The organism is Corynebacterium sp. AOP12-C2-36, assembly GCF_052379185.1.
Lineage (GTDB): Bacteria > Actinomycetota > Actinomycetes > Mycobacteriales > Mycobacteriaceae > Corynebacterium.
Genome location: NZ_JBQSYJ010000003.1, coordinates 168,323 through 192,425 on the forward strand (window position 1 = coordinate 168,323; position 24,103 = coordinate 192,425).

Below are 24,103 nucleotides of genomic sequence, written 5' to 3' on the forward strand. Positions count from 1 at the left end.
CATGAGCTTTCCCGTCTCCACCTACACGGCCCGTCTCGACGCCGTCGCCCGCCTGCTCGCCGAGCAGGAACTCGCGGCCGCCGTCCTGACACCGGGCCCTGACCTGCGATTCCTGCTCGACAGCGACCTCGAGACCCATGAGCGTTTCGCCGCACTCGTCGTCACCCCCACGGCACGTCGCATCGTGGTACCCGGTGTCGACGCCGCCGACCTGCGCGACGGGGTGGCCGGGGAGGCCGGCGTCGAGGTCGTGGCGTGGAACGACGGCGAGGACCCGCTCTCCCTGCTCGGCATCCCCACCGACGCCACAGTCGCGGTCTCTGCGACCATGACCGCCGACCATCTGCTGAACTTGCAGGCCAGGGGAGTGGCGACGGTGAACGCCACCGCCGTGCTGCGCGAGGTGTTCATGGTCAAGGACCCGGCCGAGACCGCCGAGCTCGCCCGCGCGGGTGCGGCGATCGACGCGGTTCACCGCCGCGTCCCGTCCCTGCTGCGTGCGGGCCGCACCGAGAGCGAGGTGGCCGGGGATCTCACCGCCCTGATCCTGGAGGAGCACGTCTCCGTGGACTTCGTCATCGTCGGCTCGGGCCCGCACGGTGCCGACCCGCACCACAGTTTCTCCGGGCGCGTCCTCGCCGACGGCGACGTGGTCGTCGTCGACATCGGCGGCACGCTCGACTCCGGCTACCACTCCGACTGCACCCGCACCTACGTCCTGGGTGAGGCGTCCGAAGCGCAGCAGGACGCCTACCGCGTCCTGCGTACCGCGCAGGAGGCCGGCCTCGCCGCCGCGCGTCCCGGGGTCACCGCCACCGGGCTGGACGCCGTGGTGCGCGACGTCGTCGACGCCGCCGGCTACGGGGAGTTCTTCACCCACCGCACCGGCCACGGCATCGGCGTCTCCGGTCACGAGGAGCCCTTCATCATCGCCGGCAACGACACGGTGCTGACCGAGGGCATGGCATTCTCCGTCGAGCCGGGGATCTACGTGCCCGGGCAGTGGGGCGCCCGGATCGAGGACATCGTGGTGCTCACCGCAGACGGCTGCGAGCCGCTCAACACCACCACCCACGACCTCGTCGCCGTGGAGGTGCCGGCATGAGTACAGCGCACGCACCGAAACGCATCGCCCTGTTCGGCGCCACCAGTGAGATCGGTGCCGAGATCGTCCTGCGCCTCGCCGCGGGCAACCACGTGGTGCTCGCCGCCCGGCGTCCCGAGGCCCTCGGCGAGCTCGCCGCGGCGTGCCGGGACGCCGGCGCCGTCGGGGTCGACACCGTCTTCTTCGACGCCACCGACTGTGCGGCACAGGCGTCGGTCATCGACGACGTCGAGGCGTCCGGCGCCATCGACACCGCCGTCGCCGCCTTCGGCGTCCTCGGTGACCAGGACCTCGCCGAATCCGACGGTGCGGAGGTCGAGCGTGTGCTGCACACCGACTTCACCGCCCAGGCCGTGCTGCTCACCGAACTCTCCGCCCGCATGCGTCGACGCGGTCACGGCGACCTGGTCGCCTTCTCGTCCATCGCCGGCGCCCGCGTCCGCCGCCCCAACTACGTCTACGGCTCGGCCAAGGCCGGGCTCGACGGCTTCTGCCAGGGCATGCAGGACGCCCTGCGCGGCAGCGGCGTGCGGCTGACCGTGGTGCGTCCCGGCTTCGTCATCGGACGCATGACCGAGGGCATGGACCCCGCACCGATGTCGACCACACCCGACGTCGTCGCCGAGGCGACGGTGGACGCCCTGGCGTCCCACCGCACCGACGTATGGGTGCCGCGCCGGCTCGCCGTGCTGGCGCGGATCATGCCGCTGGCGCCGCGCGCCGTGTGGCGTCGGGCCCCACGGTAGGGTGGGGGTATGCCACGACTGCTTCCGCTGCTCTACATCGTCGTCGAGATCCTCGTGTTTTTCCTGTTGGGGACCTGGATCGGTTTCGGGTGGACGATCCTGCTCGTGCTCGCGACGTTCATCGGCGGCATGCTGCTCGCCGGATGGCAGTTCCGTGAACTCGTCCGCCGCTCGATGACGGACGCCAGCCACCCCGGACGCCTCACCGCCGACGCCGCGCTCAGCGCCGTCGGTGCCGTACTCGTCGCCCTGCCCGGCCTGGTCACCGCCGTGTTCGGCATCGTCCTGCTGCTGCCGCCGACGCGCTCACTGGTGCGCCGCGGCCTCGGCGGGGCGCTGCGCAGCAAGATCACCGAGTTCGGCGGTGCGTCGTTCACCGCCGTCTCCGGGGTCAGCATGCCGCAGACCCGCGACGTGGACGGGTGGGGCGAGGTCATCGACCACCGCGCCGACGAGTTCGACGGTGACGACAAGCGTGACGGGGACGACCGGGCGTGATCCGGTTCCTCCTGCTGACGGCCGCCGCCGCGGCCGCCGCCGCGGCCGCCGGGGTGGCGCAGTTCGCCTCCTACCAGCCCACCGGACTGTGGTGGGCCGCCCCGTTGGGCTTCGCCCTCTTCTTCTACGCAGTGCACCGGGCGGTCGAGTCCGCCGCCGACGCCCGCCACATTCGCCGCTGGGCGATGTGGCTCGGCTGGGTCCAGGGCCTGGTCTGCTACCTCTTCCTGCTGCCGTGGGTGGGGGAGTACGTCGGGGCGATCGCCTGGATCGGCCTGGCCCTGCTGGAGTCGCTGTACAGTCTGCTGTTCGGCCTCGGACTGGGGCTCATCTGCGTGGCTGTGAGGGGACGGCAGCGGGGTAGAGGTCTCACCCTGCTGGTGCTGCTCGGGGTGCCTGCCTGGTTCGTGGCCACCGAGTGGCTGCGCTCCACCTGGCCCTTCGGCGGGTTCGGCTGGGGACGTGTCGCCTGGGGCCAGATCACCGGCCCGCTGGCGCAGTGGGTCTCCGTCGCCGGGCCCGCACTGGTGACCTACGCGGTGGTCGTCTCCGGGCTGGCGCTGGCGATGCTGCTGCAGCGCCGCTACGTCACCGTCGCCTCGACGCTGGCGGTCACCCTCGGCGGCGGGCTGGTGCTCTCGCTCATCCCGACGTCCTGGGGTGGAACCGTCGGCGGGGACGACGAGACGTTGAACGTCGTCGCCGTCCAGGGCAACGTCCCGCGTCTCGGCCTGGACTTCAACTCGCAGCGCAGCGCCGTGCTGAACAACCACCTCACCCAGACCCACCGGCTCGCCGAGGAGATCGACGCTGGCGAGCGCCCGCGGCCCGACCTGGTGATCTGGCCGGAGAACGCCTCGGACATCAACCCGTTCACCGACCCGGCCGTCGCCGACGAGATCACCGCCGCCGCCCGGGCCGTCGGCGCCCCGCTACTGGTGGGGACCATCACCCGCGACGAGGAAGGCGCCCGGAACACCGCGGTGGTCTGGGGCCCGGAGACCGGAGCGGGTGACCAGCACGTCAAGAAGTTCCTGCAGCCCTTCGGCGAGTACATGCCCTACCGCGACCTGCTGCGTCACGTGAGCCCGTACGTGGACATGGCCGGCGACTTCAAGGCCGGCGACGGCGACGGCGTGGTGGAGATGGACGACGTCCCCGTCGGCGTGGCCACCTGCTACGAGGCGAGCTTCGACGGTGCGTACCGCGACGCCGTGCGCGCCGGGGCCACGTTGTTCGCCAGCCCTACCAACAACGCCACCTTCGGGTTCACCGACATGACCTTCCAGCAGTTGGCCATCAACCGGATGCGCGCGATCGAGTATGACCGCTCGGTCATCGTGGCGGCGACCTCGGGCGTCTCGGCGATCGTGGACCCGGACGGGTCCGTGACGGACCGGACGGAGATCTTCCGTGCGGGGCTTTTGCAGGAGGACGTACCCGTGCGGGATACTGAGACGTTGTCGGCACGGATCGGCCCGTTCGGGGAGTGGCTCATCGCCCTCGCCGGCGCGGGCGTCGTGCTCTACGCGGGATTCCGCCAGAAGAACAAGACGCAGAAGTACCACAAGACACAGAAGAACCAGAAGAACCAGAAGAAGAGGTAGGCACAGGTTTGGCTACGGGACATTCGACGCACCCCAGTGACCGCACCCTGGTCATCATCCCGACCTACGAGGAGCTGGAGAACCTTCCGCTGATCGTGGGACGGCTCCGTGCGGCCGAGCCTGACCGCGTCGACGTGCTCATCGTCGACGACAACAGCCCGGACGGCACCGGTGAGCTCGCCGACGAGCTCGCCGCGTCCGATGCGCACGTCAACGTCCTGCACCGTGAGGGCAAGGGCGGGCTGTGCGGAGCCTACGTGGCGGGTTTCCGGTGGGGCCTGGAACGTGACTACCAGGTGCTGTGCGAGATGGACGCCGACGGCTCTCACGCCCCCGAGCAGCTCGACCGTCTGCTGACGCAGGTCGATAAGGGCTCGGACCTGGTGATCGGGTCGCGGTACGTGCCCGGCGGCAAGGTGGTGAACTGGCCGTGGAACCGGTGGTTCCTGTCGAAGGCCGGGAACATCTACATCTCCGTCGCGCTGGGCTGCGGGCTCTCCGACATGACCGCCGGCTACCGTGCGTACCGGCGCGCGCTGGTGGAGTCGCTGGACCTCGACGAACTGTCGAACGCGGGCTACATCTTCCAGGTGGACCTCGCTTTCCGTGCGGTCGAGGGCGGTTTCGCCGTCGACGAGGTGCCGATCACCTTCACCGAGAGGGAGATCGGGGAGTCGAAGTTGGCCGGCAGTTTCGTGAAGGACAGTCTGCTGGCGGTGACGATGTGGGGTCTGCGCCACCGTGCGTCCCAGGCCGCGAAGTTGGGTTCAGCCTTCCTGCGGTTGGGCCGGGAGTCGGTGTCCCAGAAACTGGGGCGCTGAACAGCTAGAACGGCACCTCCTCGGTCGCTTCGGCCCGGGCCGCCTCGAGGGCGGCCTTCACCTCGGCGAGTTCGGCGATACGGCGTTCATTGTGTTCCCGCACGGTGGTGAACCTGCGGGAGGCACGTTCAGCGAAGGACGTCCGGGCGAACGCCGCCAGGGGGCCGGACGGTTCGACGACGTGGACGTGCCCGTCATCCACGCTGGACCACAGCAGCGCGCCGTCGCGGCCCTTGGTGACGTCGACCCAGCCCATCGTCTTGAGCAGGTGGTGCGCCCGGCACAGGGGGTGGAGGTTACGGGTGTCGGTGGGGCCGCCCTGTTCGGCGCTTTTATGGTCGAAGCGGTGCACGTGGTCGATGTCGCAGCGGGCGGCGGTCACCTCGCAGCCCGGGTAGGTGCAGCAGGTGTGCACCCCGGTGACGAACTCGACCATGCGCCGGGTGGGGACGTAGGACTCCGTGGCCTCGTGGCCGGGGATCCTGAGGTGGGTCACCCGGTCCATGAAGGTCGCGGTGGCCATCGCGTCGAGCCAGTGTCCGCCGGCGGTGGCGGCGATGGGGCTGTTGATCTCGCGGTACACGTTGAGCGTGACCGTGACGTCGGCGGTGCCGCGGGAGAGGTGCATGAGCCCGGCGGCCCGGGAGCAGTCCATCTTGCGGCACACGGCGTCCAGGACGGCCATGAACTCCTCCGCCTCCTCGGGAGGCAGGGTGGCGGTGATGACCGTCGCGCAGGGGTCGTAGGTGTCGACGCTGACCCTGCGGGTCATGGTGCCGCAGTCGCTGGCGTCCACCCCGGCCGGGGCCTCGACGGCAGAGTGGTTCAGCGCGTCGTCGATCATGCCCATACTCCCTCGTTTGGGATCCTCGGGGTCGGTGGGGTCGATCGGGCGGGCGAGCGCGTCGACCTCGTGGAGTGCCTTGAGGATCTTCTTCACCATAGCCCGGGGACCGGGGACGAGCTGGCCGTGGCGGCGGGGAGAGAAGACCTCGAGCAGTGCGTCCTGCGCGGCGGCGGTGTCCTCGTGCCGGATGCCGTCGGCGCTGCGGGCGAGGAGCCGCAGGTGGTCGAAGCTCAGGAATCCCCGCTCGAGTCGCTCACGTAGCCGCGGCATGCGCTGGCACAGCAGGCCGATGTCGGTGTAGGTCTCGGCACGGGTGTGCGTGACCCCGAGGCGTGCCTGCACCCGGGAATGGTGCGCGGTGACGTCCGAGCCAGGCAGGGGAGTGCACAGGACAGCGAGCTCGATCATCCCCCGGTTGATGGTGCGCACCGCCACGCTCGCCGGATCGTGGGAGGTCTCGACGGACCAGAACTTGCCGCCGGGACCGAGGGCGGGGAAGTCCCTCCCGTCGATGGCGACCCGACGGACCGGGGCGAAGTCCGCCGTAGAGGGGAGCCGGCCGGGTGGCGTCGGGCCTAGGTACGGTGGTGTCGGTGGTGGTGGAGCCGTGGTGTCAGCCATGTCGAACACGGTATCAAGTGGCACGGACATGGAAATGCGCAAGGACGTTCCCATCGAACATACATTCGATATCATGAAGGAAGATGCCGAGGCATGAAAAAACCGCCCACCGGCGACGGGCACCGGCGGACGGTCAGCGACCTCAGGAGTTCGCGGCCTGCTCCTTCATCAGCTTCATCGCCGTACGGCGACGCTTGCGCAGCAGCTCGATGCGCTCGTCGAGCAGCACGTCCAGCTCCTCCAGGGAGCGACGCTCGCGCAGCATGTCCCAGTGCGTACGGGCCGGCTTCTGCGGCTTGGCGTCCTGGCCGATACCCTCGATGAGCTGGCCGAGCTGACCGTTCTTGCACATCCACTCGCTGGGGATCTCCGCGTCGTTGGCGAAGGCGACCTCGAAGATCTCACCGGAGTCGGTCTGGTACTTGGTCATCTGGCGCGGAGCCAGGTCGTGGTCCCGGTCGGTCTCGTAGGACACCGCTCCCATACGACTGCCGCGCAGTACACGATCTGCCATCGGTGCATCACCCTTCTCATCATGCGGACGTGGTGGACTATTCCTCCCGTACAACGGACGAGGCGCCCGAATAATTCCCGGGCGACACCACAAAGCTCAACCACACAACCCTACCCCAGAAGTGCAATGATGGACGACATGACCGACGACCTGACCATCCAGCACCGGTCCGCACCGCACCGGTGTGAGTGGTGCAGCCGGGAGATCGCCCAGGAGGGCCCCGGCCGACGCCGCCGCTACTGCAGCCAGTCCTGCAGGCAGCGCGCCTACGAACAACGCCAGTCGCTCAAGGACACGGCGATCCCGGCCGACTCCGTCATCCTTCCGCGCGCCGCCGCCGACGAACTCACCGACCGTCTCTTCGAGGTCCGGTGCGCCGCCGAGGACATCCGTGAGGCGGTCACCGACGGGGAGCCGTCCGACAGCATTGCCGCACTGTGCCAGGAACTTGTCGAACTGGCCCGCGCCGCCGAGGGAGTGCGGGGGAGAAGCGAATAGGGGTTCACCCCCGGTGACGACTAGCATGGTCAGTCATGCGGAAAGGTATCGTCACGCTGGTCGTCGTCGCAGTCGTCGCCCTCGCCATCGCCATCGTCGGCCCCCCTGTCTACAAACTCATCACCAGTGAGGGTCTGCAGACGGCGTCGATCGCCGACGGAAGCGGCGAACCTCCGACCGTGGGCATCGACGGCCACTGGGACGTCGTCCCGGGCGTCGGCGCGAACTCCTCGGAGGCGGGGTACACCTTTGACGAGGTGCTTCCCGGCCAGGAGAAGTCGACCTCCGGGCGGACGTCCTCGGTGGACGGCTCCCTCGTCGTCGACGACGGCGTCCTGCAGGAGGGACGGGTCACCGTCGACGTCGCCAGCATCGCGTCCGACATCGAGAAGCGCGACATCCACGTGCGCGACAACATCCTGCACACCGACGACTACCCCGAGGCGACGTTCAGCATCACCAGCCCCGTCGACCTGTCCTCGCTGCCGGAGGACGGTAGTGTCGACACGGTGACCGTCCGCGGCGACCTCACCATGCACGGTGAGACCAACGAGGTGTCCGCGGATCTGAAGGTGCTGCGCTCCGGCGAGAACGTCATCGTTGAAGGCCAGGTGCCGGTGAACCGCGAGGACTTCGGCATCGTCTCCCCGGAGTTCGTCGCCTCGCAGATCGCCGAAGAGGGGACCGTGGACCTCCTCCTGGTCTTCGGACTGAAGAACTAACAGACAGAACTGACGGACGGAGAGGACGGCACCATGGACAGAGACGTCATGGTCTTCACCCGGTGGATCCGGCTCGTGGCCCTGGTCGCGGCGGCCGCCTTCATGCTCTACACCGGCGGCACGGTGGCCTACATCTTCGCCGTTGTGTGCCTGTTCTTCCTCGCCATGACCATATGGCAGTTACTGAAGCTCTACCGAGACGAGCGATACCGCAGCTAGACACGACACTTCAGGAGGCCCCATGGGACACGAGATCACCGACCTTCTGGAGCGGCAGGACGTCGCCGCCCTGCAGGCGCAACTCAAGGACATGACGACGGTCGCGATCGCCGACGAGATGTCGCGTCGCGACACCGACGAACAGGCGGTCATCTTCCGTCTGTTGGACAAGGACCGCGCGATCCAGGTCTTCGAGTACCTGGACGTCGTCCACCAGGCCGACCTGTTGTCCGGCCTGCGCGAGGCGCGGTTCGCCGACCTGCTGCTCAGCCTGCCCGACGACGACCGTGCGCAACTCTTCGGGGAGATGCCGGCGGCCGTCGCCACCCGGATGATGGCCGACCTTCCCACCGACCGTCGCAAGGTCACCGCCCAGCTGCTCGGCTACCCGGACGAGTCCGCCGGCCGTGTGATGACCCCGGTTCCCACGGTCATCGACGTCGACAACACCAGGGAGCAGGCGCTCAAGAAGCTCCGGGGCCGCCAGCTGCGTAACCGGGACATCGCCGTGCTGGCCGTCACGGACTCGACACGGCACCTGGTCGGCGTGGTCAACCTCGCGGCGTTGGTGTCCGCGGCGGACGGGACGCCGGTCTCCGAGCTGATGAACGTGGAGACCCACGCCGTCAACGCCACCGAGGACCAGGAGGTCGCCGCACGTCTCGTGCAGGAGGCCGACCTGCTGGCCCTGCCCGTCGTGGACGGTGAAGGACGTTTCCTCGGCGTGATCACGGTGGACGACGCCATGGAGATCCTCGAGCAGGAGGTCACCGAGGACGTCTACCGTGCCGGCGGTTCCGAGCCCCTCAAGCAGCCGTACCTCTCGGCGACGGTCTTCGACCTGGCGCGCAAGCGTGGCGTCTGGCTGCTGGTGCTGATCCTCACGGCCGTGCTGACGGTCAACGTGATGTCGCATTTCGAGGACACGCTGGCCAAGGTCGTGGTCCTGGCGACGTTCGTGCCGATGGTCACCGGTACCGGCGGCAACGCCGGTTCGCAGGCGGCGTCCTCGGTGGTCCGCGCCCTGGCGGTCGACGAGGTGCGCCCAAAGGACATCTGGAAGGTCATCTGGCGTGAGACCCGCGTGGGCTTCATGCTCGGCGTGTTCCTCGGCGCCTTGATCTTCCCGTTCATCACGTTGTTCTACGAGTGGCGTATCGGCGCGGTGATGGGCCTGACGATCGTGGCGATCTGCACGTGGGCGTGCATCGTCGGCGGTGTGCTGCCGCTGATCGCCCGCAAGATCGGCGTGGACCCGGCGGTGTTCTCCACGCCGGTGGTCTCGACGCTGGTGGACGCCACCGGCCTGGTGATCTACTTCAGCATCGCCCAGGTGGTCCTGTCGAGCATGTTGTGACCCTGGATCACCAGGGCAGAGTGCCCCCTAATAACGTCACAGTGACGTAATTAGGGGGCACTCCTGAACGAGGGGACCGGAGGCACTTCATCGGATTCCGAGCCCCGCTAGGACGCTGCGGCGGCATCGCCGTGTCGCCGTCGGCGTCCGCGTCGGCGTCCAGGATGCCGGAAAGGACGTCGGACGTCGCACAGGACACTGGAACGGCGCACCGGACGCTGCGGGTGCGCGAGGCGAAACTCGACGCCAGCGACGACGCCGACCCGACGTCAAACGAGACGACGAGGCGCCGGCCGCGCCGAACGCAGGCCACACGGAAGCAGGACAGGCGGAAGTAGAACGCACGCGATGCAGACGTCCGGACGCAGCCAACACAGCGACGTCTCCCGCCCCTCCCACCACCCCGTCCTTGTTCGCCGATAATATACATTATGACACTTCGTCGGATTAGAGCTCCCCTCATGACCGCCGACGCTGCTCTCTAGCAGGCATCGGAACGCGGCCGGGACCCACGACGACTTGCCAATCAACTTGTTCCCAATGCCAGTTCACTCGTCGAGCGCCCAGCCTCTACAGCTGCCGCTAGCTTCCGTGCCGCTCCGGGCCACTCCAGGCCTGGCCGCATGCTGACGGACTGTTCCGGCCCACCGAACTGCGGGAGCCACCGGACGAATACTGATGCATCTCGTTGCCATCCAGCCTCGACACACTCGACAACACCATCCGACGAAGAACGTGAGCTCTACATGGACCTGCGAGCCTTTGAGAACTTCCCTACCGCTTCCTACGCGCCCGTATGGAGAACTCTCTCGCGTAAGAACCCGACAAGTCCGGGACAAGCATTTCGAAGACCTCAGCAACGCGGAGTGGCGTGAACTCAACGACAGAACTCTCGATGTGATCGCCGTCGGAATTCTCGGCAGCGAACCTGATCGGCGGAGAGTTATGCCCGTTAACTTCCAGCGGAACACCGCAAGAGGAACGATCTTCAGATTGCGCTGCCGGCGGACCGCATGATTTTTCGAGATACGCCGGGGAGCTGACTGACTTTTTAACCTCTCCTACGCCGAGGCAGTCCATCTCGATTCGAGCAATATCGCCCCGTAACTGCGGAGATATTACAATCGACCATACGGCAAATAGATAACGCAGAGGTATCCTGCCGTTCACCATTCTCACCGAGAACTGAAACGAAGAATGATGTCCATTTTCATCACTCCAGCACCAATAGTCATGCGTCTCCCACAACGCTGCAGACGAGACGGTCATCCCCGTCTCATCGTCACCTGTATTTGCAAAACCGATAAATCTTTCGATATTAGTGAAGTCGAGCAGCGGATCGAATGATTCCGGAACGACGAAGGGCTCGTCAGAGCTCGCTCGAACCACCACCTGCGCCAGCTTAGTACTCATATTCAGATCCTTCCATCGGAATTATGACGTAGCAACACAATTAACATCCCACACGCCGCATTTCAGGCCCATCACGGCTCCTCTTTTCATTTATCGCATAACGGCGAAAAACACCGCATAGTGAAGCTATCAGACTGCAACGGATTCGGCAATGCCATGGGCCCCATGCGCAACTCCTTCGACTACGCCATGGCCGAATCCTCAAACTCACTGCACAAGCTCCGATACGCGGAGTGCAGCACCGCAACTCTGGAAAATATCAGAATTACTGAGAGTGAGAAATGACATCAGAACGGGGTGGGTATGTTGCCTCAGCCCGTATACGTCAGGATCGCTGTGAAAAGTGTCAAATCAGTTCAGAACGGGTTTCGACGACCAGCCACTGGGCACCGCCATCGACCCACCAGACAGCCGACGTCGCATCACTCGGATCCCGCCCCTCCTCGAGCAATGACCCGGGATTGTCCAACGCCGCCCGGTACACGACCTCGGCATCATCACCGGAGAGCTCGCCACTCTCGCCCGACGGAGAATGCGGCGCCAGGAAGTCATCCGGATCCGGCCCGGGCCACAGCGGCACATCGTCCTGTGTGAGATCGTTGTCCAGCATTCCCGGACGATAGACCACGATGTCCTGCGGGAGGTTCGTACTCTCCTCCCCCTCGGCATCGTCCTGCCCACCGCACGCCGCCGTCGAGATCGCCACACCGGCAACGACCGCCAGGATCATCGGACGGGCCTTGATTCCCCTCACGGTCGACACCCCTCGAAGATGCAGTGAATCACAAAGTTAGTCAATGGAACTATGTACATGACCGTACAGCCCGCTCGCCCAGGTGTCCAGCGTTAACCGGCTCTTCGCGATTCACAGTGCGTTGATCCGGTCGCGGAGCTGCCCGGAATGGATCAGCGACCTCAAGATGTAGTGGTCCAGATTTCGGAACCCCAGCGCAATACCGCGCAGGTGGTCCAATCTCCCGTTGACGGCTCCGACGTCGAAATACGCCAAAATATCGGCCCGACGCCGCCACAACATGCGCCCGAACTGCGCCAACTCCTCCAAGCCCTTCGGCAGCGCCCTGCGCAGCGTGTCGTTCAACCCGGCCATCAACTTCTTGCCCCGTGACTTGTCCGGGGCCCCGAACGCGGCGATGACGTCCTGGTCTCACGTTGCAGACGCTGCCGACACGCGGTGAGCTTCTCGGCGGCCAGGTGCACCACATGGAATGGGTCCATCACCTTCGTCGCCGCGGGCAGGGCGTGGTCCACGGCGGTGGCGTAGCCGGCGAAGCCGTCCATCGTCACCACCTGAACCGATTCGCGGAATGCTTCGCTGCGTTGCTGCAACCAGCTTCGTAGCACCTCCGCACTTTCGCCCGGGTCGCATATCGATCAACCGCGCCGGCCCGCGCCCATCGACCAGCGGGGTCAGATCCACCAGCACCGTGACCATCGAGGAGGGCTCGCCCGGCCGGCGGGCGTGTTTCCACACATGCCCATCGACACTGAGTATCCGCACCTCAGCCAGGTGATCGCCGGAGTCGTAGACGAGGTTGCGGACCGCCTGAACCGCGATCTTGTTGACCAGCTGCCACCCGACGCCCAAGGCTTTCGCAGTGGCTGAGACACTCATGCGGTCGATCGCGAGGCGTTGCAGGATCCAGCGAGTCACCCGGTGGGTCAGTTTTCGACCCATCGTCCGCACAACCCAGTGAAGCCTGGAAGATCTTCCGGCTGCAGGCATCGTTGGGGCAGGTGAACCGCGGGACACGGACGTGAAGTCGCGTCGGGAAGCCGACGACCGGCAGGTCCACCAGCTGCCGGGTGACGTGATCTCGCAGCACACCTGCATGTTTGCAGCCAGGACACTGATCGTCGACGGTCACCGGGGCGACGTCCGCGGCGCCAGTGATGGTCAATCCGATTTCAGCGGTGCGGCAGATGGTGTCAGCTACGAGGTTGCCAGTAGTGTGCATTGTAGGGTCCTGGTTCGGTCAGATGAAGGTGTGGTAACTCTCATCTTGTACCGGCCAGGACCTCTATATGTTGTGCCACACCGCATCGGCCCCACCGTCAGCCATGCACTCCGTATCGCGAAGAGCCCGTTAACCCTCGGGAAATCCCGTCGGGACCGCGAGGAAACTCCCCTCTCGTAGATTCACATTTGTCCTACATAACGGACACCGATCAACGAGAAGGAGTGCTCATGCCTGCTGCAGACGTAGCGTGGATCCTCGCCGCATTCTCCCTGGTGCTGCTCATGTTCCCGGGACTGGCGATGCTGTACGGAGGGATGCTCAACGGCCGCAGCGTCCTGAACATGATGATGATGGTGATGTCCTCGCTGGCGGTCACCACGGTGGTCTACATCATCGTCGGTCACGGGCTCGTCGTCGGCGACAGCGTCGCCGGCCTACGACTGATCGGCGACCCCCTCGAGTTCGCCTTCTTCAACGACCTCATGACCGACGACGGAAACGGCACCACCCTGAACACGGCGTTCTTCACCCTCTTCGCCGCCATCAGTGTCGCCCTGGTCTCCTCCGGCGCCGCCGGCCGTATGAAGTTCGATGCCTGGATGATCTTCGCCGCCGTCTGGGTTCTGCTCGTCTACGCCCCCATGGCCCACTGGGTCTTCGCCGCCGACGACGAGGAGGCCGGCACCACCGGCGGATGGATGATCAACGTCCTCGGCCTGCACGACTTCGCCGGTGGCACCGCCGTGCACATGAACGCCGGCGCAGCGGGCCTCGCCCTGGCCGTCTTCCTCGGACGACGCGCCACCAAGGACCACCGGCCCCACAACCTCCCGCTGATGCTCATCGGCGCGGGCATGATCGCCATGGGCTGGATGGGCTTCAACGGCGGCACAGCCGGCGGAGCGAACTTCCTCGCCCAGTACGTGATCCTCACCTCCCTGCTCTCCCTGGCGGGAGGAATGCTGGGCTTCATCATCATGCAGCGGGTCGTCAACGGCCACTACACGCTGATGGGCCTGGGGACCGGCATGATCGCCGGTCTCGTCGGCATCACCCCGGTGGCGGACGCCGTCCACCCCGTCGGAGCGGTGTTCGTGGGCATGGCCGCCTCCGCAGCCGCTTTCGGCGCGATCAAGCTGGCACGACGCTACGGCGTCGACGACTCGGCGGACGTCTTCGCCGTCCACGGCGTCGGCGGGATGGCGGGTGCCATGTTCGTCGTGTTCTTCGGCGCGGCCGCCGCTCCGGCAGGACGTGCCGGGATCTTCTTCGGCGGCTCCCCCGACCTGGTCTGGCGGGAGATCGTGGCGATCGTGGTGACCGTCTCGTTCTCCTTCCTGATGACCTACGCGATCGCCTGGGTGATGGACAAGATCCACCCCATCCGCATCACCGAGGAGGACGAGGGCCGCGGGATCGACGCAGCGATCCACGACGAACAGGCCTACGACAGGACGATGGAGCCGGCCGGCACCGCCGACCGCACCATCAGCTGAGCTGGCATGTTCAGGCCAGTTCCGGCTTCTCCCACAGGTTCAGTACCGTGCCGAGGTTCTTCTCCTCGGCGGTGGCGTAGAGGTCGGTGGCCCAGGCCACGTCCTCGACGGGCATGCCGCCCACGGAGTACACGGTGACGGTCTCCGGGTCCCAGCCCGGGGCCTTGCCCTCGGCGACGTCGGCGATGACCTCGATCTTCGACTTGTCGAGACTTCCCTCACGCACCAGGTCGTACCACTTCGTCCCCGGGATGCCGAGCAGCACGAAGGCCTGGTCGCCGTACTCCTCCTCCCACGCCTCGTAGAGACCGTAGGCGTCGAGGACGAGGCGGGCGTCGCCGGCGAGGAAGTCGTCGTCGAACCGGGCGGCGGCCGGGGCCGCGACGAGACAGCCCGGCTTCAGCCACTCCTCCTTGAAGTACGGGAAGGCCGACGGGCCGGCGAAGTCGGTGGTGGTCGAGGCCATCACGATGTCGGCGTCGGTCACCGCCTCCTCGATCGAGTCACAGCCCACGACCTCGACCCGGGGGTACTCCCCCTGGATGTAGTCGCGGAAGGAGTCCACACCACGCTGGCTGCGGCCCTTCACCTTGATCGTCGTGATGCCCGGGCGCAGCGCGAGGATCGCGTCGGTGTTGGTGCGCGCCATCACGCCTGGGCCGACGACAGCCAGGGTCGTCGAGTCCGGGTTGGAGAGGTACTTCACGCCCACCCCCGGCACCGCACCGGTGCGGACCGCGGAGAGGATGTTCGCGCTCATGATCGCCTTCGGCGCGCCGGTCACCGTGTCATTGAGCACGAAGACGTGGATCGAGCGCGGCAGTCCCTCCTTGCGGTTCTCCGCATTGGACCCGTACCACTTCACGCCGGTGTTGTTGAAGCGTCCTCCCAGGTAGGCGGGCATCGCCATGAACCGACGGTCGGGACCGTCGGCCGGCATGCCGTCGAACTCGGGCTTCTCCGGGAACGAGATCATCGCCCCGTGGGAGTTGTGGTTGAGTCCGGCCATCATGTAGTCGCCCCTGTTCAGGAGGATGAGGGTCTCCTCCATCACGTCCACGCAGCGGGCGATGTCGCGGACCCCTGCCTCGATCATGTCGGGTTCGCTGAGGTAGCGGAAGTTGATGCTCGTGTCGGGTGTGGTGGTGTCGGGCTGCTCGGCCATGTCGGCACTCTCCTTGGTGGTTACCAGTGTTGAACAGAAGTAAATTTTATGGCGGGGGATTTTCCCGTCGGTCTCGCCCTGATTTCGGGCGCATTAAGGTTGCCGCATCAGGAACGCCAGGGACCTGACCAGGGCGCGCAGTCCTGCCAGGACGTCGGCGTCCGCGGCGTCCTCCCGCGGGGAGTGCGAGATCCCGTGCGGTGAGCGGACGAACAACATCGAGGTCGGTACGCGTGTGGCCAGGATCCCGGAGTCGTGACCTGCCTGGGTGGGAAGTTCCGGCAGGTACTCCCCCGCGTCGGCGGCGAGCTTGGCGTGCACGTCGCGCAGGTCGGCGTCGAATTCCACGACGGGCGCGTAGGACACCCGCGTCACCGTGCAGGTCACGCCATGGTCCCCGGACGCCTGCCGGGCGGCCTGCGCCACCCGGTCGACGAGGGACGCCAGGGTGCCGTCGTCGGCGGCGCGCGCGTCGAGCAAGGCGACGACCCGGGCGGGAACCACGTTCGGGCCGGCAGGTTCGACGTGGAAGCGCCCGAAGGTGGCCCGGGCGTCCAGCGCTCCGGCGGCCGCGCGCGCCGCCAGCACCGTCTCGGCGAACGGCAACGCGGCGTCCTTCCTGTCCTCCAGACGCGCGGTCCCCGCATGGTCGGCGACGCCGTCGAAGACGAACTCCCACCGCCCGTGCGGCCAGATCGCCGAGGCCACGCCCACGGCCGCGTCGAGACGTCCGGCGAGGTTCTTCCCCTGTTCAACGTGCACCTCGACCTGTGCACCGATGCGCGCGAGCTCCTGCGGGTCCTCCCCCACGTCCTGCGGGTCGGCGCCCGCGGCGGTCATCGCCTCGGCGAGGCTCACCCCGTCGGCGTCGACGAGTGCGCGGGCGGTGGCGGGGTCGATCGCCCCGCTCATCAGCTTGGACCCCAGGCAGGCGACGCCGAAGCGTGCACCCTCCTCGTCCATGTAGTCCACGACCGCCAGGGACCGCGGTGCGGCGAAGGAGCCCGCCTGTTCCGCGGCCTGCAGTTCATCGACGGCGAGGAAGCCGAGGACCACGCCGAGGGGGCCGTCCCACAGTCCCCCGTCCGGCACGGAATCCAGGTGCGAGCCGGTGACCACGAAGCCCTCGCGCGGCTCGCCCCACCAGGCACGCAGGTTGCCGTTGGCGTCGGTGGCCACGTGCATGCCGCGCTCCCGGGCCTGCGCGGTGAATCACGCCCGCAGCGCCCGGTCCTCTGCGGTCCAGGAGAAACGTCGTACACCGGATTCGGTGACGCCGATCTCGGCGAGCTGCGCCCACATCCGGTGGAAGCGCCCGAGGGCGGCGTCGGGGTCCCGGAGTTCGTTGATCCCGTTCATGCCGGTGGTCCTCTCCTCAGGGTCGCAACGCACTCGTCACGTCCCCGTCACATGTGTAGTGTTTCATGTCAGTATCGTTTGATTCACAAGAAGAATCACCCCCACGATAACCCAGCCACCCGGCCACCACAACAGGGAGCATCCGAAGATGGGCACCACGACCAGCACGAAGAGCAGGGAAAACACCGCGAACTACGACTACGTCATCGTCGGCGGCGGTCTCGAAGGCCTCGCCATCGCCTGGGGGCTGACCTCCCGCGGGGAGAAGAGCGTGCTCGTGCTCGAACGCGGGCAACTCTGCGGCGGCATGACCGGCAAGTCCTCCGGCGTGGTTCGTTCGCATTACGGCACCCCGTCGGTGGCGAAGATGGGGTGGAACGGAACAAAATTCCTCCACCGGGCCGAGGAGATCCTCGGCGACGACTGCGGCTTCCGCAACTGCGGGTACATGGTCGGCGTCGGCGCCGAGAACTCCGACGCGCTGAAGGCCAATGTCGCCATGCAGCAGGGTCTCGGCATCGACGTCTCCTTCATCACCGGTGACGACGCCCGCGAACTGTGGCCCGGCCTGCGTGTCGACGACTTCGACGCCATCGCCTACGAACCGCTCGGTGGACGCGGCGACGCCCCGATGCTCGGCATGGCCTTCTCCGTCGCCGCCCGCCGGCAGGGCGCGACGGTACGCAGCGGCGTGAACGTCACCGGCTTCACCTGCGGCGCGGACGACAGGGTCACCGGTGTGGCCCTCGCCGACGGCTCCACCGTCGGTGCCGGTCAGGTCATCCTCGCCACCGGCGCCTGGGCCCGGCAGCTGGGCTCCACCGTGGGCCTCGACCTGCCGGTGCACGCCCAACGCGCCCAGTTGATGCTCGTCTCCCCCGGCGCCGACCTGGGACGCGTCCCCGTACTTTCCGACCTGGTCAGCCTGCAGTACCTGTGCGGTGAACCCAACGGCGAAATCCTCTGCGGCAATTCCGACCACCGCGATCCCCACTGGGCGGACCCGGACAACTACCGCAACAGGGCCGACGACGACTTCGTCGAGTGAACCATCGGCAAGCTCATGCACCGTCTGCCCGACATGCCGAACCCGGCGCTCAGCTCGTCCTACGCCGGCTGCTACGACACGACCCCCGACTACAACCCGATCATCGGGCCGTCCGGGGTCGACGGACTGTTCCTCGCCGTCGGCTTCGCCGGACACGGCTACAAGATCGCCCCGGCCGTCGCCGACCTCGTCGCCGACCTGCTGCTGGACGGAGCATCGTCGGACGCGGACGTCCCGGCGTCCGACTTCCGACTGGGGCGCTTCGCCGAGAATGACCTGACCCGCAGCCTGCACCCCTACGTAGGTGCCGGCGAGATGCGGTGAGGATAGGATCTGACCCCATGCCGAACCCTGAACAGGACACAGCACAGGACACCGCACAGGACACCGCACAGGACCATGAGATCGACCCGGCGTCCGCCGCGAAATCCCGCGCCGACGACCGGGCGATCGAGGTCAGCCTGGGACGTCGCGTGCGCGCGCTGCGCACCTCGCGCGGTATGTCGCTGACCGGCCTGGCCGAACGTTCGGGACTGTCGCGCGCGATGCTGTCGAAGATCGAGAACGCCCAGACCTCCTGTTCACTGACCTCGGTGGCGCACCTCGCCGAGGCACTCGACGTCCCGGTGCCGACCCTGTTCCGTGACGCACAGGTCGAACGCCCCGCCGCCCACACCCCCGCCGGCACCGGCACCCGCATCAGCGGTCGCGGAACCCGTCACAACCACGTCTACGAACTGCTCGGATCCTTCCGCGGCCACGGTGACACCTCCTCGGGGCCGCACCTTGAGCCGGTGCTCGTGACCCTGCACGACCGTTCGGAGACGCACCCTCGTTTCCAGCACCCGGGCACCGAACTGATCTACATGCTCGACGGCGACATGACCTACCGCCACCAGGACACCGACTACCGGATGCGCCCCGGAGACGCCCTGCTCCTGGACGGTGAGGGAGTCCACGGTCCCGTCGAGCTGACCGAACTGCCCATCAGGTTCCTGGCCGTGACCGCCTACCCGGAGGAACGCACGTGACCCCACCCACCGTGGCCGTCCACCACCCGAGCGACCACCGTCCCCACGACCCCGCCTTTCAGTCGCTGCTCGACCTGCTGAACGACCGCATCGCCGCGGCCGTGCGGAACCTGGGGTGGCGGGTGGAGTTCATCGCAGGTGACAGTACCGACAGCGCCGAGAGTGCTGAGAGTGCTGAGAGTGCCGACATGATAGTCCTGGCAGGTGGGGAGGACGTGGACCCGGCGCTCTACGGTGCCGGGGCGTCCTGCGCCGGTGCCGGACGTCACCTCACCACCGCCGACCAAACCCACATCCGGGTCGTGACCCGGGCGGTGGCCGAGGGAGTGCCGGTGTTGGGCATCTGCCGCGGTATGCAGCTGGTCAACGTCGCGCTCGGCGGCACGTTGGTGCAGGACATGTCCAGCAGCCTGCCCACCTGTGCAGGCGCGCACGGTGCCAACCACCGACGCGAGGACGGCCCGGACCCCGGAGTGTTCACGCGCCTCGCCGGCGGCCCGGCGGGGATCGTCCCCGACGGCCCTGCCGTCTGCATCCACCACCAGGCGGTGGACCGGCTGGCACCGGGGCTGCGGGTCGTCGCCCGGGCCTCCGACGGCACGGTCGAGGCGGTGGTCCACGAGACCGCCCCGGTGACCGGGGTGCAGTGGCACCCGGAACATCCGGCCGCAGCGTCCGGAAACCTGACCGACCTGCTGCTGCGGATGCAGCGGCAGGCGGCAGTGCGTCCGGTGCGTCCGGTTGGTGTCCACATCGGGTGAGTCCCGCTCAGCGCACGGCGTCCTCCAACTCGGTCGCCTGCGCCACGCTCTCCTCCGGCACCGCACGCCAGGCCGCGAGGAGCAGGAGCAGCAGCGCCACGATACCGGCCACGCCCTGGGCGTTGGCCAGGATCCACGGTTGCCCCACCGCGTCCTGTACCCACCCCCAGTCGGCGATCCTGTAGTGCAGAAACACGTTCGCCACCACCAGCAGCGCCGCCGCCGTGGTCGTCGGCCAGTCGCGTGCACCACCCAGGAGCTGGGAGGCAAGCAGTGCCACGGCCACGATCACGCCCGACCAGTGGTGCGTCACCGCGTACGGTGCCGCCACGCTCACCGCCAGGACGAGCAGCAGCAGCGTGGTCACCGGACGTCCAGCGCGCAGCAGGCGCCGGGAGGCCCAGCCCGCGGCCACCGCGACCACGAGCAGGACGGGCAGCATCACCGTCTGCGCCAGGTCGCCGTCCATCCCCGCCCGGGTGAGCAGACCGGTCGCCGCCTGGTTGGCTTCGAAGGACGGCGGGCCGGCGCGTTCGTCGTCGAAGAACTCACTGGTCCAGAAGAACACCGCCTCGCCGGGGCGCATCAGCCAGCCGAGTGCGGCGGTCACGAGGAACGTCCCGGCGGAGCGCGCCAGGTCACCCCACCGACGTGTCACCAGGAACACCAGGGCGAACGCCGCCGGGGTGATCTTGATGCCGGCCGCCAGACCCACCCCGACACCACGCAGCCGACGGGGCGTGAACCCGAGGACGTCGGCCGTGACCAGCAGCACGAGGAAGACGTTGATCTGGCCGAACTCCATGTTCGCCCGCAGCGGCTCCATGCACAGAGCGAGACCGAGCATCGGCAGCGCCACCAGCGGCGCCCACCGCAGTCGCAGCCGGTGGGCAGCCATCGCCAGCACCGCCCAGGACGCCACCACCGAGGCCAGCGTCCAGAGCATCTCCATGGTCTGGTCGTTGAACCAGGTCAGCGGGACGAACAGGGCGGCCGCGAGCGGCGGGTAGATGAAGGGGAAGCCGGTGCGGGAGTCCAGGTCGTCGCCGTAGAGTCCCCCACCGTCGACGATCGCCTGCCCGGTGTCCCGGAACACGCCCAGATCCAGCAGGTAGCTGTCGCGCGCATATCCCAGCACCCATGCGCACTGCCAGACCAGCAACCCGACCCCGATGACGAGCGCACTCACCGCGGCGATGCGTCCAGCCCTGCTCTGCGGCTGGTCACGGGGCTGGTCACGTGGCTGACTCCCGCGAGTCTTGACGGCGGTGTCGTGCGGTGCGGAGATCGTCATGGTGGGGCGGATCACTCCATCAGGTCGGTGACGAGGGACGGTCCATCAGGCTAGGGAACCGCCCTGGCCTGCCCGTCCGTGACGACTGACAGGTTGCTGGCCAGGCCCTGTCACCAGATGAAGCGGCCGTCCTGCCCGAAAGACGCCGGACGCACCTCGGTCACCCAGTCAGGACGCACCGGACCGTAGATGTGCGGGTAGTTCTGCCCGTCACCGGCGTCCTCTTCGAGGACCTCTGTGCCGGCCGCGCGGACGCGGTCGTCGTCGATGACCAGGACGCACAGGGCGGCGTCCTCGTCGCGGTAGAACCTGCGGGCGGTCGGCCCGACCTGCTCCCGAGTCGAAGCGTGGACGAAGCCGACGCTGTCCACGGACAGCCCCACCGTGGACACCCGGTACTCCCCTGTCTCCAGGGCGGCGGTCCAGTCAGGGACCCGTGCAATGTGGAAGATCGTCATGCCACCACTGTGCCGCAGTCCGGCCCCTCCTGCTGAAACTGAGTTCACGATGTGGGAGAATATGACCATGAAGCTCCCACACGATGATATCGATCCCGACGGCCTCCTCGAGTACTCCGTCGTCTTCACCGACCGATCCCTCAACCACATGTCGGCACGGTTCACCACAGTCATGCAGGACATCCGCGACGTTCTGATCAGCGCCTACGACGCCGACACCGTCGCCGTGGTCCCCGGGGGCGGCAGCTACGCGATGGAGGCGGTCGCCCGCCAGCTCGTCACCGACAAGCGCACCCTCATCGTCCGCAACGGGCTGTTCTCCTTCCGCTGGTCGCAGATCATCGACGCCGGACGCATCACCGACGACGTCACCGTGCTCAAGGCACGTCAGACCGGCTACGAGCCGACGTCCACCTGGGTGCCCGCCCCGATCGACGAGGTCACCGCCGCGATCCGCCGTGAGCGTCCCGAGATCGTCATCGCACCGCACGTCGAGACCGCCGCCGGCATCCAGCTCACCGACGCCTACCTCACCGCCATGGCCGACGCCGCCCACGAGGTCGGCGCCCTGGTCGTCCTCGACTGCGTCGCCTCCGGAGCGTCCTGGGTCTCGATGACCGACACCGGGGTGGACGTGCTGGTCAGCGCCCCGCAGAAGGGCTGGAGCGGAACTCCCTGCGCCGGCTACGTGATGCTCAGCCCCGCCGCGCGCAAGGCCGTGAACGCCTCGACGTCCTCCAGCTTCGCCGTGGACCTGAAGAAGTGGCTGTTCATCACCGACGAGTACGGCGAGGGTCGCACCCCGTACCACGCCACCCTGCCGACCGACGGTCTCGCGCACAACGCCGCGCTGATGGTCGAGGCCCGCGAACGTGGCCTGGAGAACCTGCGCGCCGCGCAGATCGAACTGGGCACCAAGGTCCGCGCGCTGCTCGAGGAGCACGGGATCCAGGCCATCGCCACCGGCGAGTTCGCCGCCCCCAGCGTGGTCGTCGCCTACACCGACGACCCTGCCGTGAAGTCCGGCGCGAAGTTCAAGGAGGCCGGCGTGCAGGTCGCCGGCGGTGTCCCGCTGCAGTGCGGTGAGCCGGAGAGCTTCTCCACCTTCCGCCTGGGCCTGTTCGGCCTGGACAAGCTCGCCGACGTGGACGGCGCGGTCGACCGACTGCGCACCGCCCTGGACAAGCTGGGGATGTAGGGCCATGCTCTTCGCATTCTCCATCGCCCCCTCGACCACCCCGGAACCAGACGGTTCGATGGCCCACATCGTGGCCAAGGCCGTGGAGGTCGTCCGGGAGTCCGGGCTGCCCCACGAGACCACGTCGATGTTCACCACGATCGAGGGTGAATGGGACGAGGTGATGCCCGTCGTCAAGCGCGCCTGCGAGGCCGTGGGCGAGTACTCGCCGCGGGTGTCGCTGGTGCTCAAGGCCGACCTGCGGCCCGGGCACGACGGCGAGATCACCGGAAAGGTCGAGCGTCTCAACGCCGCCATCGACGGGGACGGTCAGTGACTGCTACCCGGCAGACCCCGCTCAGCTCACCGACGCGGCGGCGTTGCGCTCGGTGAAGTAGTCCGCCGCACGCACCGGCGCGTAGACCGCCCCACCACCGACGGGAGGCGCGAGGGGCTCGACGACCTGCGTCATGTCCGGCTCCATGAAGGCGATGATGCTGTACAGCTCCTCCGAGGGCGCGTCCTCGCTCGGTGCGAGCACCCTGTGCCGGGTCGAGCGCCACCGGTCCCCCGTCCACCGGGCCAGCAGGTCGGCGATGTTGATCGTCAACGCCCCCTCCACGAACGGGGCGTCCTGCCACCTGCCGTCGGCACCCTGCACCTGCAGTCCGCCGTAGCCGGGCTGACGGTCCAGGATGGTGACCAGCCCCCAGTCGGTGTGCGGGGCGATACGGTACTGCCCCTCCTTCGCCCGCCCCACCACCGACAACGCCGGGTAACGGTTGATGTTGAAGGTGTGCGGCGAATCCCCCGCCCGCTCGACGAAGTAGCCCTCGTCGAGCCCGAGGGCGGTGGCGAGCATCTCCAGCAGGTCGCGGTACAGCGCACGCGCCGCCTCGGCCCAGCGCGACACCAGCGCTTCGAGCGCCGGGACCTCCTGCGGGTACACGTTGGCGCGGAAGTACGTCTCGTCGATGTCGGCGTCCCCCGTGGCGTGCTCACGGCCGAAGGTCAGCGTCTCCTTGAGGTCGGCCTTGTCGACGTCGGGGACGTCGCCGTAGTAGGCGTTCGCCTCGTCGCCCGTGCGGATCCAACCGCGTCCACCGACCACCGTGCGGTAGCGCTCCTTGAGATCGTCCGGCAGGGCGAAGAACTCTGCGGCGGCCGCGCGTAGTTCCGACGACAGTGACGGGTCGATGCCGTGGCCGGAGACCATGAAGAACCCGGAGTCCTTCATCGCCCGGTCGAGGCGGTCCGCCAGGGCCCTACGCCGGTCCGCGGGTGCATCACGCCAGTCCGCGACGTCGAACAAGGGGATATCCAGCATCGTGCCCGTCAAAGGTTTGCCTCTCTTCAGCCAACTGTGT

General features: G+C 67.6%; 23 protein-coding genes and 3 pseudogenes. 15 read left to right on the forward strand and 11 right to left on the reverse strand.

Annotation, left to right across the window (positions count from 1 at the left end; all coding sequences use genetic code 11):
• Position 1 precedes the first annotated feature (1 nt).
• The 5 genes from ACT3UN_RS03590 to ACT3UN_RS03610 are packed head-to-tail and all read left to right on the forward strand — an operon-like array spanning position 2 to position 4,777.
• Positions 2-1,105, forward strand: coding sequence for a M24 family metallopeptidase (locus ACT3UN_RS03590; RefSeq protein WP_301442334.1), 1,104 nt, complete (start codon positions 2-4; stop codon positions 1,103-1,105).
• Positions 1,102-1,851, forward strand: a complete 750-nt coding sequence (locus ACT3UN_RS03595; protein WP_444656331.1) for an SDR family NAD(P)-dependent oxidoreductase — start codon at positions 1,102-1,104, stop codon at positions 1,849-1,851. Before ACT3UN_RS03590 ends, ACT3UN_RS03595 begins: the two co-directional genes overlap by 4 nt.
• Before the next feature lie 9 nt (positions 1,852-1,860).
• Positions 1,861-2,349, forward strand: coding sequence for an FxsA family protein (locus tag ACT3UN_RS03600; RefSeq protein WP_301442332.1), 489 nt, complete (start codon positions 1,861-1,863; stop codon positions 2,347-2,349).
• On the forward strand, positions 2,346-3,956 hold the full coding sequence (gene lnt / locus ACT3UN_RS03605) for an apolipoprotein N-acyltransferase (protein ID WP_444656333.1): 1,611 nt from the start codon (positions 2,346-2,348) through the stop codon (positions 3,954-3,956). The genes ACT3UN_RS03600 and lnt overlap by 4 nt, the downstream gene beginning before the upstream one ends.
• 8 nt (positions 3,957-3,964) lie before the next feature.
• Positions 3,965-4,777, forward strand: coding sequence for a polyprenol monophosphomannose synthase (locus ACT3UN_RS03610; RefSeq protein WP_301442330.1), 813 nt, complete (start codon positions 3,965-3,967; stop codon positions 4,775-4,777).
• Between the two features lie 4 nt (positions 4,778-4,781).
• On the opposite strand, the gene ACT3UN_RS03615 is transcribed toward ACT3UN_RS03610, so the two are convergent.
• The gene (locus ACT3UN_RS03615) at positions 4,782-6,245 is read right to left on the reverse strand and encodes an HNH endonuclease signature motif containing protein (RefSeq protein WP_441579187.1); all 1,464 of its coding nucleotides are present in this window, start codon (positions 6,243-6,245) and stop codon (positions 4,782-4,784) included.
• 142 nt (positions 6,246-6,387) lie between these two features.
• A complete protein-coding gene (locus ACT3UN_RS03620; protein WP_301444015.1) occupies positions 6,388-6,759 on the reverse strand; it encodes an RNA polymerase-binding protein RbpA in 372 nt (123 codons plus the stop codon).
• A gap of 138 nt (positions 6,760-6,897) precedes the next feature.
• Between ACT3UN_RS03620 and ACT3UN_RS03625 the strand changes: the two genes are divergently transcribed.
• Genes ACT3UN_RS03625 through mgtE form a run of 4 tightly spaced genes read left to right on the forward strand, consistent with a single transcriptional unit; the run spans position 6,898 to position 9,555 of the window.
• Positions 6,898-7,257: a hypothetical protein gene (locus ACT3UN_RS03625; RefSeq protein WP_301444014.1), complete on the forward strand. Its 360-nt coding sequence runs from the start codon at positions 6,898-6,900 to the stop codon at positions 7,255-7,257.
• Positions 7,258-7,292: 35 nt separating this feature from the next.
• On the forward strand, positions 7,293-7,979 hold the full coding sequence (locus ACT3UN_RS03630; RefSeq protein ID WP_301444013.1) for a YceI family protein: 687 nt from the start codon (positions 7,293-7,295) through the stop codon (positions 7,977-7,979).
• Between the two features lie 33 nt (positions 7,980-8,012).
• Positions 8,013-8,198, forward strand: coding sequence for a hypothetical protein (locus ACT3UN_RS03635; RefSeq protein ID WP_301444012.1), 186 nt, complete (start codon positions 8,013-8,015; stop codon positions 8,196-8,198).
• 22 nt (positions 8,199-8,220) lie between these two features.
• Entirely contained in the window at positions 8,221-9,555 is a 1,335-nt protein-coding gene (mgtE, locus tag ACT3UN_RS03640; protein WP_444656335.1) for a magnesium transporter, read from the forward strand.
• 774 nt (positions 9,556-10,329) lie between these two features.
• Here mgtE and ACT3UN_RS03645 read toward each other — a convergent pair.
• The 3 genes and pseudogenes from ACT3UN_RS03645 to ACT3UN_RS03655 all read right to left on the reverse strand — a co-directional run bounded on the left by ACT3UN_RS03645 (position 10,330) and on the right by ACT3UN_RS03655 (position 12,944).
• A complete protein-coding gene (locus ACT3UN_RS03645) occupies positions 10,330-10,968 on the reverse strand; it encodes a hypothetical protein (protein WP_441579186.1) in 639 nt (212 codons plus the stop codon).
• A gap of 346 nt (positions 10,969-11,314) precedes the next feature.
• Positions 11,315-11,722: a hypothetical protein gene (locus tag ACT3UN_RS03650; RefSeq protein WP_444656337.1), complete on the reverse strand. Its 408-nt coding sequence runs from the start codon at positions 11,720-11,722 to the stop codon at positions 11,315-11,317.
• Between the two features lie 111 nt (positions 11,723-11,833).
• Positions 11,834-12,944, reverse strand: a pseudogene (locus ACT3UN_RS03655) (ISL3 family transposase).
• A 230-nt stretch (positions 12,945-13,174) separates the two neighbouring features.
• Between ACT3UN_RS03655 and ACT3UN_RS03660 the strand changes: the two are divergent.
• The gene (locus tag ACT3UN_RS03660) at positions 13,175-14,443 is read left to right on the forward strand and encodes an ammonium transporter (protein ID WP_301442883.1); all 1,269 of its coding nucleotides are present in this window, start codon (positions 13,175-13,177) and stop codon (positions 14,441-14,443) included.
• A 10-nt stretch (positions 14,444-14,453) separates the two neighbouring features.
• On the opposite strand, the gene ACT3UN_RS03665 is transcribed toward ACT3UN_RS03660, so the two are convergent.
• From ACT3UN_RS03665 to ACT3UN_RS03675, 3 genes and pseudogenes are all read right to left on the reverse strand, one after another.
• Complete coding sequence (locus tag ACT3UN_RS03665; protein WP_301442884.1) at positions 14,454-15,608, reverse strand: tyramine oxidase subunit B; 1,155 nt, start codon at positions 15,606-15,608, stop codon at positions 14,454-14,456.
• Between the two features lie 93 nt (positions 15,609-15,701).
• Positions 15,702-16,808: pseudogene (locus ACT3UN_RS03670) on the reverse strand (allantoate amidohydrolase); the annotation flags it as partial.
• A 12-nt stretch (positions 16,809-16,820) separates the two neighbouring features.
• Positions 16,821-16,967: a hypothetical protein gene (locus ACT3UN_RS03675; RefSeq protein ID WP_301442885.1), complete on the reverse strand. Its 147-nt coding sequence runs from the start codon at positions 16,965-16,967 to the stop codon at positions 16,821-16,823.
• Between the two features lie 148 nt (positions 16,968-17,115).
• Here ACT3UN_RS03675 and ACT3UN_RS03680 point away from each other — a divergent pair.
• From ACT3UN_RS03680 to ACT3UN_RS03690, 3 genes and pseudogenes are all read left to right on the forward strand, one after another.
• A pseudogene (locus ACT3UN_RS03680) lies at positions 17,116-18,339 on the forward strand (NAD(P)/FAD-dependent oxidoreductase).
• A gap of 17 nt (positions 18,340-18,356) precedes the next feature.
• A complete protein-coding gene (locus tag ACT3UN_RS03685; protein WP_301442887.1) occupies positions 18,357-19,046 on the forward strand; it encodes a helix-turn-helix domain-containing protein in 690 nt (229 codons plus the stop codon).
• Positions 19,043-19,807, forward strand: coding sequence for a gamma-glutamyl-gamma-aminobutyrate hydrolase family protein (locus ACT3UN_RS03690; RefSeq protein ID WP_301442888.1), 765 nt, complete (start codon positions 19,043-19,045; stop codon positions 19,805-19,807). Before ACT3UN_RS03685 ends, ACT3UN_RS03690 begins: the two co-directional genes overlap by 4 nt.
• 7 nt (positions 19,808-19,814) lie before the next feature.
• Here ACT3UN_RS03690 and ACT3UN_RS03695 read toward each other — a convergent pair whose 3' ends face one another.
• On the reverse strand, positions 19,815-21,101 hold the full coding sequence (locus ACT3UN_RS03695) for a glycosyltransferase 87 family protein (RefSeq protein WP_301442889.1): 1,287 nt from the start codon (positions 21,099-21,101) through the stop codon (positions 19,815-19,817).
• Between the two features lie 110 nt (positions 21,102-21,211).
• The gene (locus ACT3UN_RS03700) at positions 21,212-21,559 is read right to left on the reverse strand and encodes a DUF952 domain-containing protein (RefSeq protein ID WP_301442890.1); all 348 of its coding nucleotides are present in this window, start codon (positions 21,557-21,559) and stop codon (positions 21,212-21,214) included.
• A gap of 67 nt (positions 21,560-21,626) precedes the next feature.
• Here ACT3UN_RS03700 and ACT3UN_RS03705 point away from each other — a divergent pair, with 67 nt between their 5' ends.
• On the forward strand, positions 21,627-22,757 hold the full coding sequence (locus tag ACT3UN_RS03705; RefSeq protein WP_301442891.1) for an aminotransferase class V-fold PLP-dependent enzyme: 1,131 nt from the start codon (positions 21,627-21,629) through the stop codon (positions 22,755-22,757).
• A gap of 4 nt (positions 22,758-22,761) precedes the next feature.
• On the forward strand, positions 22,762-23,073 hold the full coding sequence (locus ACT3UN_RS03710) for a thiamine-binding protein (RefSeq protein ID WP_441579182.1): 312 nt from the start codon (positions 22,762-22,764) through the stop codon (positions 23,071-23,073).
• 21 nt (positions 23,074-23,094) lie between these two features.
• Here ACT3UN_RS03710 and ACT3UN_RS03715 read toward each other — a convergent pair whose 3' ends face one another.
• Entirely contained in the window at positions 23,095-24,063 is a 969-nt protein-coding gene (locus tag ACT3UN_RS03715; RefSeq protein ID WP_301442893.1) for an isopenicillin N synthase family dioxygenase, read from the reverse strand.
• Positions 24,064-24,103 lie beyond the last annotated feature (40 nt).

What these genes read in the sequence shown, in the direction of transcription:
- ACT3UN_RS03590 (WP_301442334.1), top strand. Translation starts at nt 2, where the DNA reads ATGAGCTTTCCCGTCTCCACCTACACGGCCCGTCTCGACGCCGTCGCC.
- ACT3UN_RS03595 (WP_444656331.1), top strand. Translation starts at nt 1,102, where the DNA reads ATGAGTACAGCGCACGCACCGAAACGCATCGCCCTGTTCGGCGCCACC.
- ACT3UN_RS03600 (WP_301442332.1), top strand. Translation starts at nt 1,861, where the DNA reads ATGCCACGACTGCTTCCGCTGCTCTACATCGTCGTCGAGATCCTCGTG.
- ACT3UN_RS03615 (WP_441579187.1), bottom strand. Translation starts at nt 6,245, where the DNA reads ATGGCTGACACCACGGCTCCACCACCACCGACACCACCGTACCTAGGC.
- ACT3UN_RS03620 (WP_301444015.1), bottom strand. Translation starts at nt 6,759, where the DNA reads ATGGCAGATCGTGTACTGCGCGGCAGTCGTATGGGAGCGGTGTCCTAC.
- ACT3UN_RS03625 (WP_301444014.1), top strand. Translation starts at nt 6,898, where the DNA reads ATGACCGACGACCTGACCATCCAGCACCGGTCCGCACCGCACCGGTGT.
- ACT3UN_RS03630 (WP_301444013.1), top strand. Translation starts at nt 7,293, where the DNA reads ATGCGGAAAGGTATCGTCACGCTGGTCGTCGTCGCAGTCGTCGCCCTC.
- ACT3UN_RS03635 (WP_301444012.1), top strand. Translation starts at nt 8,013, where the DNA reads ATGGACAGAGACGTCATGGTCTTCACCCGGTGGATCCGGCTCGTGGCC.
- mgtE (WP_444656335.1), top strand. Translation starts at nt 8,221, where the DNA reads ATGGGACACGAGATCACCGACCTTCTGGAGCGGCAGGACGTCGCCGCC.
- ACT3UN_RS03645 (WP_441579186.1), bottom strand. Translation starts at nt 10,968, where the DNA reads ATGAGTACTAAGCTGGCGCAGGTGGTGGTTCGAGCGAGCTCTGACGAG.
- ACT3UN_RS03660 (WP_301442883.1), top strand. Translation starts at nt 13,175, where the DNA reads ATGCCTGCTGCAGACGTAGCGTGGATCCTCGCCGCATTCTCCCTGGTG.
- ACT3UN_RS03665 (WP_301442884.1), bottom strand. Translation starts at nt 15,608, where the DNA reads ATGGCCGAGCAGCCCGACACCACCACACCCGACACGAGCATCAACTTC.
- ACT3UN_RS03675 (WP_301442885.1), bottom strand. Translation starts at nt 16,967, where the DNA reads ATGAACGGGATCAACGAACTCCGGGACCCCGACGCCGCCCTCGGGCGC.
- ACT3UN_RS03685 (WP_301442887.1), top strand. Translation starts at nt 18,357, where the DNA reads ATGCCGAACCCTGAACAGGACACAGCACAGGACACCGCACAGGACACC.
- ACT3UN_RS03695 (WP_301442889.1), bottom strand. Translation starts at nt 21,101, where the DNA reads ATGACGATCTCCGCACCGCACGACACCGCCGTCAAGACTCGCGGGAGT.
- ACT3UN_RS03700 (WP_301442890.1), bottom strand. Translation starts at nt 21,559, where the DNA reads ATGACGATCTTCCACATTGCACGGGTCCCTGACTGGACCGCCGCCCTG.
- ACT3UN_RS03705 (WP_301442891.1), top strand. Translation starts at nt 21,627, where the DNA reads ATGAAGCTCCCACACGATGATATCGATCCCGACGGCCTCCTCGAGTAC.
- ACT3UN_RS03710 (WP_441579182.1), top strand. Translation starts at nt 22,762, where the DNA reads ATGCTCTTCGCATTCTCCATCGCCCCCTCGACCACCCCGGAACCAGAC.
- ACT3UN_RS03715 (WP_301442893.1), bottom strand. Translation starts at nt 24,063, where the DNA reads ATGCTGGATATCCCCTTGTTCGACGTCGCGGACTGGCGTGATGCACCC.